Genomic DNA, 18,424 nt, shown 5'->3' with positions numbered 1-18,424 from the left:
CACCGCAGTTGGGGAAGAGTTCAGCTGGGTGAACAGGCGGCTCGCACGGGTGATGCCGGGGTGAATGCCGTGGACGTGCCGTGGGCGGAACCCCCGGTTCCTCCACCCGGCGGCGGGCTCCGTGCCCACCGCTCCGAGCGGGGCAGTTCACCCAAAGATCATTTCGGGCCGGCGGACACCCCGGACGGTCAACTCGCCGTGCTAGACACCGGATCGGCAGTCGATCATTCCGGATCGCGGTCGGCCGGCGCGGCGAACGCCGTGGTCACCAGGCCCTTCCCGGACCGATACCGCCGTCGCACCACGCTCGCCGCTCACCCCCCTCGTATGCGCCTGGGAGTACGTACGTGCAAGACGACCACCTTCGTGGCCTGCCGCTGACCCCTGGACAGTCGGGTATGTGGTTCGGCCAGCAACTGGCCCCGGACAGCCGTGCCTACAACCTCGGCATCTACGTCGACATCGCCGGCCCCCTCGACGTCGCGCTGCTGGCCGAGGCCACGCGCCGCTTCCTGGACGAGGCCGAGGGGTTCCGCGTCCGGATCCGGGAGCACGAGGGCGAACTGCGCCAGTGGGCCGAGCCGGACGACGCGTGGGAGCAGCTCTTCGTCGACGTGTCCGCCGAGGCCGACCCCGAGGCCGCCGCGCACCGCTGGATGACGGCCGACATGGCGCGCCCGCGCCGTGTCGGCCACCCCCCGAACCTCACCAGCGCGGTGATCCGCGTCGCCGAGCAGCGCCACTGGTGGTACTCCGGCGTCCACCATGTGATCAGCGACGGGGCCGGCGCCGGCATCGCCGTGCGGCGCGCCGCGGCCATCTACACCGCTCTCCTGGAAGGGCGCGATCCCGCGGAGGGGGTGTTGCGCCCGTTCCGTGAACTGCTGGACGAGCAGACGGCCTACCGGGCCTCGGACGACTTCCGCGCCGACCGGGCGTACTGGCGGGAGCGGATGGCCGGCCGGCCCGCGCCGGCCGCTCTCGTGGAACGGTCGGCGCCGCCCTGCGCCCCGGCGCACCGGCGCACCGCGTACCTGAGCGGGGAGGCCGAATCGGGGATGCGGGCGGTCGCGCGGACCGCCCGGTCGAGCTGGCCGGCCGCTTTCGTCGCGGGCGCCGCCGCCTACCTGCACCGGATGACCGGGGCGGACGACCTGGTGCTGGGCTTCCCGGTCACCGCGCGCACCGGGTCCGCCTCGGACGCCGTCCCCGGCATGGTGTCCAACGTGGTCCCGCTGCGCCTGAGGGTGGATCCCGGCCTGACCTACGGCGAGCTGACCGCCCGGGTCGCGGCCGAGATGAAGGACGCGGTACGGCATCAGCGCTACCCGGAGGCGGACCTCGCCCGCGACCTCGGCCTCTCCGCGGGCGGCCGGCTCTACGGGCCGGTCGTCAACGTCATGCCGTTCGGCCAGGACTTCTCCTTCGGCGGTCTGCCCGGGTCCCTGCACAGCCTGGCCGTCGGGCCGGTGGCCGACCTGTCGATCGCCAGCTACGGCGGACGCCCAGGACAGCGCGGCGCCATCAAGGTCGTCGTCGACGGCAACCCCGCCCTGTACTCGGACGGTGAACTGGCCGGACACCACGGGCGGTTCCTGCGGCTGCTGGAACGGCTCACCAAGGGGGACGACGCCGCCGCGCGGCCCATCGGCCACGGTGACCTGCTCGACGAGGACGAGCGGCGGCGGGTGCTGGGCGACTGGTCCGGTCCCGGGAACGCCGACGACCGCGCCGTTCCCGCGCCCGCCCTGGTGAGCGATCCGGCGGGCGACCCGTGGCAGCTGGTCGCGGCCCAGGCGGCCCGGACGCCGGACGTCGTCGCGGTCACCGCCGGCCCGGAAACCCTGACGTACCGCGAACTGGTCGCCCGGGCGACCCGTCTGGCCGGCGTCCTGGCCGGTCACGGGGTGGGCCCGGAGGACCGCGTGGCGCTGGCGCTGCCGCGTTCGGCGGACCTGGTGGCCGGTGTGCTGGCCGTCCTGCGATCCGGCGCCGCCTATCTGCCGCTGGACCTGTCGCATCCGGCCGGACGGCTGGAGCTCATGGTGGCCGAGGCGCGCCCGGCCGTCGTCCTGACGACGGCCGCACTGGCCGAGCGGGTGCCGAGCGGCCCGCGACGCGTCCTGACCGACGGGCAGCAACGGCCCCAGGAGCCGCAGGGCGTGCTCCCCGCCGCGGTGCACGGATCGGCCGCCGCGTACGTCATCTTCACCTCGGGGTCCACGGGACGGCCCAAGGGCGTCGTCGTCCCCCGGTCGGGCCTCGGCAACCTGCTGCTGGACATGGCCGGGCGGGCCGGACTGGGCCCGGGTGACCGCCTGCTCGCCGTGACCACGCTGGGCTTCGACATCGCCAACCTGGAACTGCTCGCGCCCCTGGTGGCCGGGGCCGCCGTGGTGGTGGCCGGGGCCGACGAGGTACGCGACCCCGCGCGGCTGCGGCAGCTGCTGGCGGCCGAGCGGGTGTCGGTGATGCAGGCGACGCCGAGTCTCTGGCAGGCGGTGGCCGCCGAGGTCGCACCCGTCCTCGGCGGTGTCCGCGTCCTGGTCGGCGGCGAGGCGCTGCCGGCCGCGCTGGCCCGTGAACTCCTCGCGTCCGCCGCGTCGGTGACCAACGTCTACGGCCCCACGGAGACGACGGTCTGGTCGACCGCGGCGGAGCTGTCGCCCGAGGACTCCGACGCCGCGGCATCGGCGCCGGCCACCATCGGACGGCCGATCACCGGCACGGCGGTGTACGTCCTCGACCGGGCCATGCAGCCCGTACCGCCCGGCGTGGTGGGCGAGTTGTACATCGCCGGCGCCGGACTGGCACGCGGGTACGCACAGCGGCCCGGCCTGACCGCCGAACGCTTCGTGGCCGACCCCTTCGGCGCGCCCGGCACCCGGATGTACCGCACCGGCGACCTCGCACACTGGACGCCGGACGGCCGGCTGGTCTGCACGGGCCGGGCGGACCAGCAGGTCAAGGTGCGCGGGTTCCGCATCGAGCCGGGCGAGATCGAGGCCGTGCTGGCGGAACAGCCGGGCGTGGCCCGCGCCGCGGTCGTGCTCCGCGAGGACACGCCGGGCCGGCGGCAGCTGACCGCGTACTTCGTCCCGGGTGCGCAGCCCGTGGCAGGCGACCGGGAGCTGGCCGAGGCGCTGGCCCGGCGCCTGCCCCCGTACATGGTGCCCGCGGCCTTCGTGGCCCTCCCGCAGCTGCCCCTGACGGCGAACGGCAAGCTCGACCGGGCCGCGCTGCCCGCCCCGGCGGCGACCGCCGCCGACGCCGGCCGGGCGCCCCGGAACGCGGTGGAGGAGACCCTCTGCCGGCTCTGCGCCGACCTGCTCGACACGCCGTCCGGCGTGAGCATCGACGACGACTTCTTCGCCCTCGGCGGTGACAGCGTCTCGGTGATGCGCCTGGTCGCCGCCGCACGCCGCGAAGGGCTGGCCCTCACCCTGCGCGACGTGTTCGAGCACCCGACCGTGGCGGACCTGTCCGCCGTCGCGGTTCCGCAGGGCAGCGGCACGGGTCACGCGGCTCCCGCGCAGGACGCCGCCCCGTCCGCTTTCGACGAGGACGACCTCGGGCGCCTGCGGGCCCGCTATCCGTCCTTCTCGGACGTCCTGCCCCTCTCCCCCGTGCAACAGGGTCTGCTGTTCCAGTCCCTGCACGATGCGCAGAACGCCGGGGACGACGACTACACCGTGCAGCTCGGCTTCACGGTCGAGGGTCCGCTGGACGGGACCCGGCTGCGCGGCGCCTGGCAGGCCCTGCTGCGCCGGCACCCCGTGCTGCGCTCGGCGTTCGTCGCCGACACCACCGACGTGCCGGCGCAGGTGGTGCTCGACGACGTCGAACTCCCCTGGCGCGACGTCGACCTCACCGGGCCGCCGACGGCCGCCGGCCCCCGGGAACAGGACCGGCGGCTGCGGCAGGTGGCCGCCGGGGAACGGGCCGGACGCTTCGACCTGGCGCGTCCCCCGCTGCTGCGCGTCGCCCTGGTACGGCTCGCCCCCGAACGGCACGCCGTGCTCTTCACCCACCACCACATGCTGCTCGACGGCTGGTCACTGCCCCTGCTGGGCCGTGAGCTGTTCGCCCTCTACCACGGCGAGCCCCTGCCGCCGGCGGCCCCGCCGCGCACGTACCTGTCCTGGCTCGGGCGGCAGGACCGTGACGCGGCCCGCGCCGCGTGGCGCGCCGAGCTCGACGGACTGGACGCGCCGACGCTCCTCGTGCCGGACGCCGCGGCGGAGGCGGAGCCGTCCCAGGGCCGCCACACCGTCGACCTGCCCACCGGCACCACCGACGCCCTGCGGGACCTGGCCGCCGCGCACGGGCTCACCCTCAACACCGTCGTCCAGGGCGCGTGGGCACTCCTCCTCGCCGGGCTGACCGGGCGCGACGACGTCGTGTTCGGCACCACGGTCGCCAGCCGTCCGGCCGAGGTCGACGGGGCCGAGTCGATGGTCGGCCTGTTCGTCGACACCGTTCCCGTGCGCGTACAACTGCGTCCGGCGGACGACCTGCGGGACATGCTGCGCGGGATGCAGCGCCGGCAGTCGCGCCGCGCGGCCGCCGCACACCTGGGCCTGCCGGACATCACCCGCCTCACCGGCCTGGACCGGCTCTTCGACACCGTACTGACCTTCGAGAACTTCCCCGTCGACCCGGCCACCTTCCGGCCGGGTCCCGGCCTCGCCGTCACCGACCCGCACGTCCACGCGGGCACCCACTATCCGCTGACGCTGCTGGTGGTGCCGGAGGACGCCGGGCTCAGCCTGCGGTTCGGCTACCGCACCGGCGTCTTCACGCCCGACGGCATCACCCGCGTCGGCGCACGGCTGGTGCGGCTGCTGGAGGCGCTGGCCGCCGACCCCGCCCGCACCGTCGGTGCCGTCGACGTGCTCCTCCCGGAGGAGCGGCGGCAGGTGCTGGCCGAGTGGAACGACACCGCCGTGCCGGTGCCGCCCGTGTCGGTGCCCGAGCTGGTCGCGGCGCAAGCGGCGGCGACGCCCGACGCGACCGCCGTGGTGTACGCGGACGGCGGGGCCGGTGGCGAGGAGTTGACGTACGCCCGGTTCGACGCCCGGGTGGCGGCACTCGCGGCACGGCTGCGCGAGCGGGGCGTGGCGCCCGAGACCCGGGTCGCCGTCGCCCTGCCGCGCTCGGCGGACCTGCTCGTCGCCGTGCACGCCGTGCTGCGCGCGGGCGGCGTGTACGTGCCGGTGGACCCGGAGCTGCCGGCGGAGCGGATCGGACTGCTGCTGGACGACGCGGCCCCGGCCTGCACCCTCACCACGCGCGACCTCGCCGAGCGGTTCCCCCGCCTCGACGGCCCGGACACCGTCCTCCTCGGCGCCGACGCCCCCGTCGGCACCGGCGCCGCCCGCACCGCTCCGGTCCCCGTGGCACCCGGCTCGGCCGCGTACATGATCTTCACCTCGGGCTCGACCGGCCGCCCGAAGGGCGTCGTCGTCTCCCACGAGGCCATCGCCAACCGGGTGCTGGGCATGCAGCGGGAGTTCACGCTGACCGCCGACGACCGGGTGCTGCACAAGACACCCGTCGGGTTCGACGTGTCCGTGTGGGAGCTGCTCTGGCCGCTGACCACGGGCGCCGCGGTGGTCGTGGCACGCCCCGGCGGGCACCGCGATCCGCACTACCTGGCGGGCGCCGTCGGGAACCACGGGGTGACGACGGTGCACTTCGTGCCGTCGATGCTCCGTGTGTTCCTCGACTCCGTCGACGGGCCCGCCGCGGCCGGGTTCCGGCTGCGGCGCGTGATCTGCAGCGGCGAGGCACTCCCGGCCGGCCTCGCCGACGCGTCCCTCGCCCTCCTCGGCGTCCCGCTGTTCAACCTGTACGGGCCCACCGAGGCGGCCATCGACGTCACACGGTGGCAGTGCCTCCCCGCGTGGACGGGCACGGTGCCCATCGGCGCTCCGGTGGACAACACCCGCGTGTACGTGCTCGACGCGGCGCTCCGGCCGGTCGCCCCGGGTGTGGCGGGCGAGTTGTACCTGGCGGGACGCCAGCTCGCCCGCGGCTACCCGGCCCGGCCCGGCACGACCGCGCTCCGTTTCGTCGCCGACCCCTTCGGCCCCGCGGGCAGCCGGATGTACCGCACCGGCGACCTGGCGCGGTGGCGCGGTGACGGCACGCTGGAGTACCTGGGCCGCACCGACCACCAGGTCAAGATCCGCGGAGTGCGGGTCGAACCCGGCGAGATCGAGGCGGTGCTCGGCACGCACCCGGCGGTGGGCCGGGCCGTGGTGACCGTGCGGGAGGAGGAGCCGGGCCGCAGGCAGCTCACCGCCTATGTCGTACCGGACGTCCGAGGGCGCTCCGCGTCCGCGCCCGGGCCCGCCACGTCCGAGCAGGTGCGGGAGTGGCAGGCCGTCTGGGAGTCCGCCTACGCGCCCGGCCGGGCACCGGGCACGCCCGGCGCACCGGGCGAGGAAGACCTCACCGCCGCCTTCGGTGAGGACTTCTCCACCTGGGACAGCAGCTACGACGGCCGGCCCCTCCCGCTCAAGGAGATGAGCCGCTGGCGGGACGCGACCGTCGAGCGGATCCGCGCGCTGCGTCCCGTGCGCCTGCTGGAGATCGGCGTCGGCGCGGGCCTGCTGCTGTCGCGGCTCGCCGGGGACACCGAGGCCTATTGGGCCACCGACTTCTCCGCCGCGGTGATCGACACCCTGCGCGGCCGGATGCCGGACCACCTCGCCGGCCGGGTGACCCTGCGGCACCGGGCGGCGGACGACACCGGGGGCCTGCCCGCCGGGTACTTCGACACCGTCGTCCTCAACTCGGTGATCCAGTACTTCCCGGACGCCGACTACCTGGACCGGGTGATCGACGCCGTCACGCCGCTGCTGGCGCCCGGCGGCCGCATCTTCGTCGGTGACGTACGGGACCTGCGGGCCGCCCGCGTGTTCGAGACGGAGAAGCACCTCGTCCGCCTCGCTCCGGGCCGGCACACCAGTACGGCGGCGCTGCGCCGCTCCATCGGCCGGGCCCTGCTGAACGAGAACGAACTCCTCGTCGACCCCGCCTGGTTCACCGCGCGGACCGGCGCGGGCACCCCCTTCACCGCCTCGGACGTCCAGGTGAAGCGGGGCCGTTACCGCAACGAACTCAGCCGCTACCGCTACGACGTCGTCCTGCACACGGCCCCGGCGGCGTCTCCGGCCGGTCCTCCCGAGGCCGGTGACGAAACACCTCCGGACAGGCTGCGGCACACCCTGTCCGCGGCCCGCCCGGCGTGGCTGCGGCTGTCGGGCATCCCCGACGAACGCACCGCCCGGCAGGCCCTGGCGGCCCGCCGGCTGGACGAGGGAACCGAACCGGCCCTCGCCGCACGCCTCCTGGCGGACGACGTCCCCGTGCCCGGCGCGGTGGACCCCGAGGACCTGTACGCCCTCGCCGAGGAACTCGGCTACCGCGTCGCCGTCGCGCCGTCGGTCACCGGCCCCGGCGCGGTCGACGCGGTCTTCCGGCGCGCGGACGCGTCGGACGCCGGGTCCGGTGAAGTGCTGTGCGCCTATCGCCCCGCACCGGAATCCGTCACGGCCCCGGCACGGCTCACCAACGAGCCGGGACTCGCACGCCACCTCGCCGCGCTCCCGGCCGCACTGCGCGCCCTCGCCGAACGCACCCTGCCCGAGGCCCTCGTGCCCGCGGCCTTCGTGGTGCTGGCGGAACTGCCGCTCACCGCGAACGGCAAGCTCGACCGTGCCGCCCTCCCGGCGCCCGACTTCGCGGCCGCACCGGACAGCCGGGCACCGCGCGACGCGACCGAGCGGGCCCTGTGCGCCGCCTTCGCCGAGCTGCTGGGCCTTCCGCACGTGGGCATCGACGACAGCTTCTTCGCGCTGGGCGGCGACAGCGTGCTGGCCATGCGGCTGGTGGGCGCCGCACGCCGGGCGGGCGTCGTCCTGGCCGTCCGTGACGTCTTCGCGCACCCCACCGTCGCCGCGCTCGCCGGCGTGGCGCGGGCCGCGGACCCGGCGGAGCCGCGGGGCGAGGCCCGCGAGGAGGACCTGGTGCCCGTACCCGCGCCGGTACGGGAGCGGCTGACCGCCCCGTACCCGGGCCCGGCGGAGATCCTGCCCCTCACACCGTTGCAGGAGGGCCTGCTCTTCGAGTCCCTGGCCGCCCCGCGCACCCCGTCGGCGGCGGGTGAGGACGGCCCGGACCGGGCGGACGACTACACCGTCCAGCTGGCGCTCACGCTCGACGGCCCCCTCGACCCGGTCCGGCTGCGTGCCGCCTGGGCCCGGGTGCTGGCCCGGCACGACAGCCTGCGCGCCGCCTTCGTGCACGACGCGGACGCGGGCCTCGTGCAGGTCGTCCCCGGCACGGTGGACCTGCCCTGGCGGGAGACGGATCTGTCCGCGGCCGGTGAGGCGGAGCGGGAGTCCCGCCTCACCGTGCTGCGGGCCCGGGAACGGACGGCCCCGTTCGACCCGGCCCGGCCGCCGCTGCTGCGGGTGGCGCTGGCCCGGCTGGCCCCGCACCGGCACACGATGATCGTGACCTACCACCACCTCCTGCTCGACGGCTGGTCGCAGCCGCTGCTGCTGAACGAGCTGCTGACCGCCTACGCGGAGCCGGCCCCGCTGCCCCCGGCGCCCCAGTTCCGGCGGTACCTGGCCTGGCTCGCCCGGCAGGACAAGGACGCCGCCCGGCAGGCGTGGCGGCAGGCGCTCGACGGCGCCGAGCCCACCCTCGTGGTGCCGGTGACCGGCAGCCGGACGGACGGCCACGCGGCCGGCGCACCCGGACACGAGGTCGTCGAACGGCTGCTGCCCCCGGACCTCACCGCCCGCCTGGCCGCGCACTGCCGCCGCCACGACCTGACCCCGGCCACCCTGGTGCAGGGCGTGTGGGCCACCTTGATCGGCGCGCTGACGGGCCGCGACGACGTCGTCCTCGACGCACCCAGCGCCGGCCGTCCGGCCGACGTCGAGGACGTGGAGTCCGTCATCGGTCTGTTCCTCAGCACCGTCCCGGTGCGGGTCCGCCTCGATCCGGCGCGGCCTGCGGCCGCCGTCCTGCGCCGGCTGCAGGAGGAGCAGTCCCGCCTCGCCGCCCACCAGCACCTCGGACTGCCGGAGATCCAGCGGCAGGCCGACGCCGCCTCGACGCTCGCCGACACGATGGTGGTGTTCCTCAACTTCCCGTTGGAACCGGACGCGTTCCGGCCGGCGGACGGCGTCCGTGTCTCCGCCGTGGACGGCGGCGTGGCCACGAGCTACCCGCTGCGCCTCCTGGCCGCCCCCGGCGAACGGATGCACCTCACCCTCGGCTACCACACCTCCGTCTACGACCGGGAGGCCGCCCACACGCTGATGGACCGGCTGGTGCGGCTCTTCGAGGAGTTCGGCGAGGGCTTCGACCGGCCCGCCGGACACGCCGGGATCCTCACCCCGCGCGAACGCGGCCGCCTGCTGACCGCGTGGCAGGGGGCACCGGACGGGGACGAGGCCACGGCGGCCGGCACCGTCACCGGCATTCTCCGCGACCGGACGGCCACCGGCTCCGACACGCCCGCGGTCCTCTTCGGCGACGAGCGGCTCACCCGCCGGGAGCTGCGTGCCCGCGCGAACCGCCTGGCCCGTCTGCTCGTCGCCCGGGGCGCCCGCCCCGAGCGGACCGTCGCCGTCGCGGTGCCCCGCTCCCCGGAGCTGGTGGTGGCCCTGCTCGCGGTCGTCGAGTCCGGCGCGGCGTACCTCCCGGTGGACCCGGGCTACCCGGCGGACCGCATCGCGCACATGCTCGCCGACGCCCGGCCGGTGACGGTGCTGACCACCACCGAGGCGTCGGCATCGCTGCCCGAGGACGCCCGCGGCACCGCCGTCCTGCTCGACGACCCGGCCACCGGACGCGCGCTGTCCGCCCTGCCGGACGGCGACCTCACCGACGACGGGAGCGCCGAACCGCCGACGCCCGCCCACCCGGCCTACGTCATCCACACCTCGGGCTCCACCGGCAGGCCCAAGGCGGTGGTGGTGCCGCACCGCGGGGTCGCCGCCTACGTGCCGTACCTGACGTCCGGCGTCGCCGGGCTCGGCCCCGAGGACGTCGTGCTCAACCTGGCGTCCGTGTCCTTCGATCCCTCGGTCCGTGACATCCTCGGCACCCTGGCGGCCGGCGGATGCGTGGTCATGGTGCCGCCCGGCGAGGCGAACGACGCACGCGCCCTCGTCCGCGCCCTGCGCCGCCACCGGGTCACCGCGCTGCTGTCCGTCGTACCGTCTCTGCTGACCGCCCTGAACGAGGAGGCGGACCGGCTGCCCGCCGGCGAGCGCCCCTCCCTGCGGCTGGTGATGACGTGCGGCGAAGCGCTCACCGAGGGTCACCTTCAGCGGGTGGCCGCTCTCGGGGGCCCGCTGGTGGTCAACCAGTACGGGCCCACCGAGGCCACCATGAGCAGCACCTTCCAGGCGGTGGACGAGCCGGGCGCGCTGCGGTCCGGCGGCCGCTTCCTGATCGGCCGCCCCCGCCCGGGCGTCCGCGCCTACGTCCTGGACCACCGCCTGCGCCTGGTCCCGGCCGGCACTCCGGGCGAGCTCTACCTGGCCGGACCCGGCGTCACCCGCGGCTACGCGGGCCGCCCCGGCCCGACCGCCGAGCGTTTCCTCGCCGACCCGTACGGCGGGCCCGGCACCCGCATGTACCGCACCGGCGACCTGGCCCGCTGGACCGCGGACGGCCGCCTGGACCACCTCGGCCGCGCCGACCACCAGGTCAAGCTGCGCGGCCACCGCGTCGAACTCGGCGAGATCGAGGCGGTTCTGGAGGGGCACGGGGCGGTCGCCCGCGCCGTCGCGGACGTGCGCCGGGACACCCCGGAAGGCGACCCCCGGCTGGTCGCCTACGTCCTCCCGGAGTCCGGTGAGCCCACTGGTCCCGGTGAGTCCGGCAGCACCCTGGCCCCGGCCGAGCTGCGCCGCCACGCCGCGGCCCGGCTGCCCGGGTACATGGTGCCCGCCGCGTTCGTCGTCCTGGACCGGCTGCCGCTGACCCCCAACGGCAAGGTGGACCGCCGCGCCCTGCCCGCCCCCGGCCCCACCGACGGTTCCGCGGCGTACGGCGGTCGCGAGGCGCGCACACCGCTCGAGGAAGTGCTGTGCGGGCTGTACGCGCGGCTCCTGGGCACCGGCCGACGCGTCGGCATCGACGACGGCTTCTTCGAGCTGGGCGGACACTCGCTGCTCGCCACCCGCCTCGTCGCCCACCTGCGCAACGCGCTCGGCGTCGATCTCCCCGTCCGCGCCGTCTTCGAGGCCCCCACGGTCGCGGAGCTCGCCGAACACGTCGCCGCCGCCACCGGCGCCCCGGCCCGGCCCCGGCCCACCGCCGTGGCCCGGCCGGACGACATCCCGCTGTCCTCCGCCCAGCGACGCCTGTGGTTCCTGCACCAGCTCGCGCAGGGGACCACGGACGCCTACAACATGCGGGTGGTGCTGCGGCTGCGCGGCCGTCTCGACGTCCCCGCGCTGCGCGCCGCGCTCACCGACCTGACGGACCGCCACGAAGTGCTGCGTACGGTCTTCCCCGACGCCGAGGGCCTTCCTCGCCAGGAGATCCTGGACACCGGCGCCGAGCGGGCCCGCCCGGTCCTGGAGACCGGCCGGGTCGCCGAGGCGGATCTGGCCGCCGCGCTGGAGCGGACCGTGCGGCGGCCCTTCGACCTCGCCTCCGACATCCCGCTGCGGGCGACCCTGTTCGAGCTGGGTGAGGACGACCACGTCCTCGCGCTGGTGCTGCACCACATCGCCGCCGACGGCTGGTCGTTCGGACCGCTGGCCGCCGATCTGTCCGCCGCGTACCGGAGCCGTACGACGGGGCGGGCTCCCGACCGGACGCCCCTGCCCGTCCAGTACGCCGACTACAGCCTCTGGCAGCACGAGCTGCTGGCGGACGACGGTGCGGACGGTGTGACGGCCCGGCAACTGGCCTACTGGCGCCAGCAGCTCGCCCACCTGCCGGACCGCATCGACCTGCCCGTGGACCCCCGCGCCGCCGCGTCCGGTGACACCGCCGGTGCCGCGCCCGGCGGCTCGTACGCCTTCCGTCTCCCCGCGCCGCTCCACGCCCGCCTGGCGGAGCTGGCCCGCGAGCACTCCGCCACCGTCTTCATGACGCTCCAGGCGTCCCTCGCCGCCCTGCTGACCCGCCTCGGCTCGGGGACGGACATCCCGTTCGGCACGGCCGTGGCCGGACGCGGCGACGAGGTGCTGGAGGACCTCGTCGGGTGCTTCGTCAACACGCTCGTCCTGCGCACCGACACCGGCGGCGACCCGGACTTCCGGGAACTGCTGCGGCGGGTGCGGGAGACCGACCTCACCGCCTACGCCCACCAGGACGTGCCCTTCGAGCGGCTCGTCGACCACCTGGGCGTGGCCCGCTCGGCGGACCGCAACCCGCTGTTCCAGGTGATGCTGGCCGCCCAGCCCGAACTCACCCGCGACGCCGTCGCGCTCCCGGGCCTGGACACCGAGCTGATGCGCGTCGGCGCCACCACCGCCCGCTTCGAGCTCTCCTTCAACATGGCCGAACGCCGCACCCCCGAGGGCGTCCCGGACGGGATCGACGGCCGCGTCGAGTACCGCGCGGACCTCTTCACCCCGGCGGCCGTACGGCTGCTCACCCAGCGCTGGACCCGGCTGCTGGAGTCATTCGCCGACGACCCCGACCTCACCGTGTCCCGCGCCGCCACCACCGCCGACGACGAACGCCGGCAGGTCCTCACCGACTGGAACGACACCACCATGGACGTCCCGTCCACCACGATCCCCGAACTCCTCGCCGACCGCGTCGCGCGCACCCCGCACGCCGAGGCCGTCGTCTGCGGCGCCGACCGGCTCACCTACGCGCAGCTCGACACCCGCGCCGACGCCCTCGCCCGCCGCCTGCGCGCGGCCGGGGCCGGACCGGAGCGCCGCGTCGCCGTACTCGTCCCGCGCTCGGCGGGCCTGCCCGTGGCCCTGCACGCGGTCCTGCGTACCGGTGCCGCGTACGTGCCGGTGGACCCCGACCTCCCGGCGGAGCGCGTCGCCCTGCTGCTCGCCGACACCGACCCGGTGTGCGTGGTGGCCACGGCCGGGACGCGCGGCCTGCTGCCCGCCGCCGTGCGGGTCCCGGTGCTGCTCCTCGACGGGACGGCGCCCGCGTCCCCGGCGGCCGCGTTCCCGGCGCCCCACCCCGACAGCACCGCCTACGTCATCCACACCTCCGGCTCGACCGGTCGCCCCAAGGGCGTCGCCGTCCCTCACCGGGCCGTCGTCAACCGCCTGTTCGGCATGCAGGAGCAGTACGGCCTCCGGTCCGACGACCGGGTGCTGCACAAGGCGTCGGCCGGCTTCGACGTCTCCGTGTGGGAGCTCTTCTGGCCGGTCCTCACCGGCGCCGCCGTGGTCGTCGCCGAGCCCGACGCGCACCGCGACCCCGCCCGCCTCGCCGAGCTGATCCGGGACGGGGCCGTCACCACCGCGCACTTCGTGCCGACCGTCCTGCGTGCCTTCCTCGACCGGCCGGGCGCCGCCGAGTGCACCGGCCTGCGCCGGGTGTTCTCGGGCGGTGAGGCCCTGCCCGCCGACCTCGTGCGGCGCTTCCACAGCACCCTCGGGGCGTCGGGTGTGGCCCTGTTCAACCAGTACGGCCCCACCGAGGCCACCATCGACGTCACCTGGTGGCGCTGCCCGGCCGACCCGGAGGGCCCGCCGCCGCTCGGCCGTCCGGTCGGCAACACCCGCCTGTACGTCCTCGACGCGGCCCTCCAGCCCGTACCGCCGGGCGCCCCGGGCGAGCTGTGGATCGCCGGTGCCCAGCTGGCCCGCGGTTACCTCGGCCGTCCCGGCGCCACGGCGGAGAGCTTCGTCGCCGACCCCTTCGGCCCGCCCGGCTCCCGGATGTACCGCACCGGCGACCTCGCCCGCTGGACCGAGGACGGGGTGGTGGAGTACCTGGGCCGCGTCGACGACCAGGTCAAGGTGGGCGGCGTACGCGTCGAACCGGGCGAGGCCGCGGCCGCGCTCGGCGAGCAGGACGGTGTGTCCGCGTCCGTGGTCGTGGCCCATGAGAATCCCGCGGGCGGCGGCAAGCGCCTGGTGGGGTACGTCGTGCCCGAGCCCGGCCGCACCCTGGACGGCGGACAGGTGCGCCGCCGGGCCGCCGACAGCCTGCCCGAGTACCTGGTCCCCGCCGAGGTCATGGTGCTCGACGCGCTCCCCGTCACACCCAACGGCAAGCTGGACCGCGCGGCTCTCCCCGTGCCCGACCCCGCCGGTCCGGCGGACGGAGGACGCGCGCCGCGCACCCCGGACGAGGAGACCCTCCGCCGCGTCTTCGCCGAGCTGCTCGGCGTCGACGCCCGGAGCGTGGGCATGGACGACGGCTTCTTCGCGCTGGGCGGCGACAGCATCATGTCGATCCAGCTGGTCAGCCGGGCGCGGCGGGCCGGCCTGGTCCTCACCCCGCGCGACGTCTTCACCCACCAGACGGTGGCCGAGCTGGCGCGGGTCGGCAGGCGCGAGGACGACCGGCCGGCCGTGCGCGCCGAGGACGACGGGACCGGACCCGTCGAGCTCACCCCGATCGTCCACCGGCTGCGCGAGCGCCGCGGCCCCGTCGACGCCTTCCACCAGTCGGTGCTGCTCCAGGTCCCGGCGGGGCTGGGCGAGGAGCGGCTCACGGCGGCCGTGCAGGCACTGCTCGACCACCACGACGCCCTGCGGCTGCGGCTGACCCGCACGGCGGGCGGACTGGTCTGGGCGCTGGAGGCGGGTGAGCGCGGGTCCGTGGACGCCGCCCGGTGCGTGCGCCGCGTGTCCCCGGCCGGTGCCGACGTGGCGCAGGAGGCGCGGGCGGCGGTGGCGCGGCTGGCGCCGGAGTCGGGCGTGATGGTGCAGGCGGTGTGGTTCGACGCGGGGCCGGAGGACTCCGGCCGGCTGCTGGTCGTGGTGCATCACCTGGCGGTCGACGGGGTGTCGTGGCGCATCCTGCTGCCGGACCTGCGGCAGGCCTGGGAGTCGGTGGCGGCCGGTGAGCCGGTCCGGCTCGATCCGGTGGGCACGTCGTTCCGGCGCTGGGCGGCCCTGCTCGGCGAGCGCGCGCAGGACCCGGCGCTGCTGGAGGAACTGCCGTACTGGACGGACACGTTCGCGGCCCCGGAGCCGCCGTTGGGCGGCCGCCCGCTGAACCCCGTGCAGGACACGGTGGCCACGGCGCGGCAGTTCACGGTGACACTGCCGGGGGCGCGCACGGGCCCGCTGCTGTCGTCCGTCCCGGCGGCCCTCCACGGCGGCGTCAACGACGTGCTCCTGGGTGCGCTGGCCCTCGCCGTGCGCCAGTGGCGCGAGGTCCGTGGGGGCGGCGCCGAGGGCGGGGTGCTGATCGACCTGGAGGGCCACGGACGTGACGGCGACCGCCCGGACGTGGACCTCTCCCGCACGGTGGGCTGGTTCACCCGCGTCCACCCCGTACGGCTCGACGTCACGGGCGACGACCCCGTGGGCGCCGCCAAGCAGGCCAAGGAACAGCTCGGCCGGGTGCCCGGCCAGGGCTCCGGCCACGGACTGCTGCGCTACCTCAACCCGCAGACGGCCCCGCTCCTGACGCACTGCGCCCGGCCGCAGATCGGCTTCAACTACCTGGGCCGCACGGGCACGTCGTTGTCGGCTTCGGAGAACGGCGACTGGACGGTGGCCGACGACGCGCACGGCCTCGGCGCCGGCACCGATCCGGCGACACCGCTGCTGCACGTGCTCGACGTCAACGCGGTCGCGGTCGACGGTGCGGACGGTCCGGTGCTGTCGGCGACGTTCGCGTGGGCGGGCGGGCTGCTGGACGAGGCGGAGGTGCGGGACCTGGCCGAGCGGTGGCTGCGGGCGCTGGAGACCCTCGCGGACCTGGGCACGGACACCGGGACCGGCGGTCACACGCCGTCCGACTTCCCTCTCGTGCCGGCGCTCACCCAGGAGCAGGTCGAGACCCTGGAGGCCGCCTACCCCGGCCTGGAGGACGTCCTGCCGCTCTCCCCGCTCCAGGAGGGCCTGCTCTTCCACGCCGTCTACGACGGCGGCGAGAGCGACGTCTACACCCCGCAGCTCTGCCTCGACCTCGAAGGGCCCCTCGACGCGGGCGCGCTCCGGGCCGCCTGCACGGCGCTGCTGGACCGGCACGCCAACCTGCGGGCCGCGTTCGTCCACGACGTCACGGAGACCCCGGTCCAGGTGGTCGTCAGCGCTCCCGGACTCCCCTGGCTCACGGCCGACCTGAGCGCCCTGCCCGAGCCCGAGCAGGCCGCCGAGAGCGACCGGATCGCGGACGCGCAGCTCGCCGAGCGCTTCGACCCCGCGCGCCCGCCCTTGCTGCGGGCCGCGCTGCTCCGCCTCGGCGACAAGCACCACCGGCTCGTGCTGACGCACCACCACATCCTGCTGGACGGCTGGTCGGTGCCCGTCCTCGCCCGGGACCTGTTCGCCCTGTACGCGGCCGGGGGCGTGGCGGTCGCGCTGCCCCGGGTCGCCCCCTACGGCGACTACCTGAGCTGGCTGGCCGCACAGGACCGCGACGCCGCGCGCACCGCCTGGGCCCGGGCCCTGGACGGGGTGGACGAGCCCACGCTCGCCGCGCCCGCCGCCCCCGACCGGACCGCGCCGGCCGCGCGCCCCGAACGGGTGCACCCTGAGCTCCCGCCGGGCCTGGCCACCCGCCTCGTCACGTACGCCAGGTCCCGCGGGCTCACCGTCAACACGGTCCTCCAGGGCGCGTGGGCGCTGCTGCTGTCCCGGCTGACCGGCCGCGACGACGTGGTCTTCGGCACGACGGTCTCCGGCCGTCCGCCGGAGATACCCGGCATCGAGACCATGGCGGGCCTGTTCATCAACACCCTGCCCGTCAGGGCACGGCTCGACCAGGACCGGACCCTGGAGGACCTGCTGCGCGGCCTCCAGGACGAGCAGGCCGACCTGATGGCCCACCAGCATCTCGGACTGAGCGACATCCAGCGTCTCGCCGGACTGCCCCGCCTGTTCGACTCGGCCATGGTCTACGAGAACTACCCGGTCGACGAGAAAGCCACGGCCCTCACCGGCACGTCCCTCGTCCTCACCCGCGCGGAGACCCGTGAGGCGGCCCACTACCAGCTCATGCTGCTCGCGGCACCGCACGAACAGGGGGTGTCCCTGCGCATCGAGTACGCGCCCACCGCGTTCGGCGAGGAGGAGGCACGCGTGCTCGCCGACCGGTTCGTCCGGGTGCTGCGGACGTTCGTGGACGAGCCGCACCGGACCGCCGGCACCGTCGAGGTCCTCACGGCCGAGGAGCGGCACCGCGTCCTGACCGACTGGAACGACGTCGACGCGGACTCGGTGAGACCCGCGACGAGCGTCGCCGAGGCGTTCTCGGCGCAGGTGGCGCGGACGCCGGAGGCCGTGGCCGTCCGCTGGGACGGCGGCGTGCGCACGTACCGCGAACTGGACGAGCGGGCGGACCGGCTCGCGGCGCGGCTGCTGTCCCTGGGCGTCGTCCCGGAGGAGCGGGTCGCGCTGCTGATGGAGCGCTCGCCGGACGTCGTGACGGCGGTCCTCGCAGTGCTCAAGGCCGGGGCGGTCTACGTGCCCCTCGCTCCCGACCTCCCCCCGGCCAGGCTGGACACGATGCTGCGGCAGACCGGGGCGTCGGTCGTCGTCACGGACGGCACCCACCATGACACGGCACCCGCCCTGCTGCCTCGCGCCGACCACTTCGTCACGGTGGCCGACGAGGACCCGTGCCACCCTCCGGCCGCCGTGCGCCCCCACCCGGACAGCGCCGCCTACGTGATGTTCACCTCCGGTTCCACCGGCGAGCCGAAGGGCGTGGAGATCACCCACCGCGGTGTGGTGAGCCTGGCCGCCGACCGCCACTGGACGACCGCGTTCGACGCCGGGCGCCCGGTCCGGACGCTGCTGCACTCGCCGTACGGTTTCGACCCGTCCACCTGCGAGCTGTGGGTCCCGCTGCTGAACGGCGGGGAGATCGTGGTGGCCCCGCCCGGTGACCCGGACGTGGCGGTCATCGCGCGGGCGGTCGGCGAGCACGGTGTCACCCTGCTCCTGCTGACGGCCGGACTCTTCCGCGTGGTGGCGGAGGAGGACCCGGGCTGCCTGGCCGGCGTCCGCGAGGTGATGGTCGGCGGCGACGTCGTCACGGCCGCCACCGTGCGCCGGGTGCTGGAGCACTGCCCCCGGACCGTGGTCACCGACGCGTACGGCCCGACCGAGATCACCGTGTACGCCACCGCGCACACCATGGAGAACCGGGACGCGGTCCCGTCGGCCGTGCCGATCGGCCGCGCCCGCGACGGCATGCGCGCCTATGTGCTCGACGGCCGGCTGCGTCCGGTGCCGCCCGGCGCGCCCGGGGAGCTGTACATCGCCGG

The 18,424-nt window shown here is 75.9% G+C and carries 1 protein-coding gene; it reads left to right on the top strand.

The genetic code is table 11. The features are described from left to right. Window positions 1-347: 347 nt before the first annotated feature. Window positions 348-18,424: amino acid adenylation domain-containing protein (locus ACIQ8B_RS24705; RefSeq protein WP_403549695.1), on the top strand; the 18,077-nt coding region annotated here is incomplete at its 3' end.

Source organism: Streptomyces sp. NPDC096105, from assembly GCF_044763335.1.
GTDB lineage: Bacteria > Actinomycetota > Actinomycetes > Streptomycetales > Streptomycetaceae > Streptomyces.
Note: the sequence above shows the minus strand (reverse complement) of the source record. Positions and strands in the feature narration are given on the sequence as shown.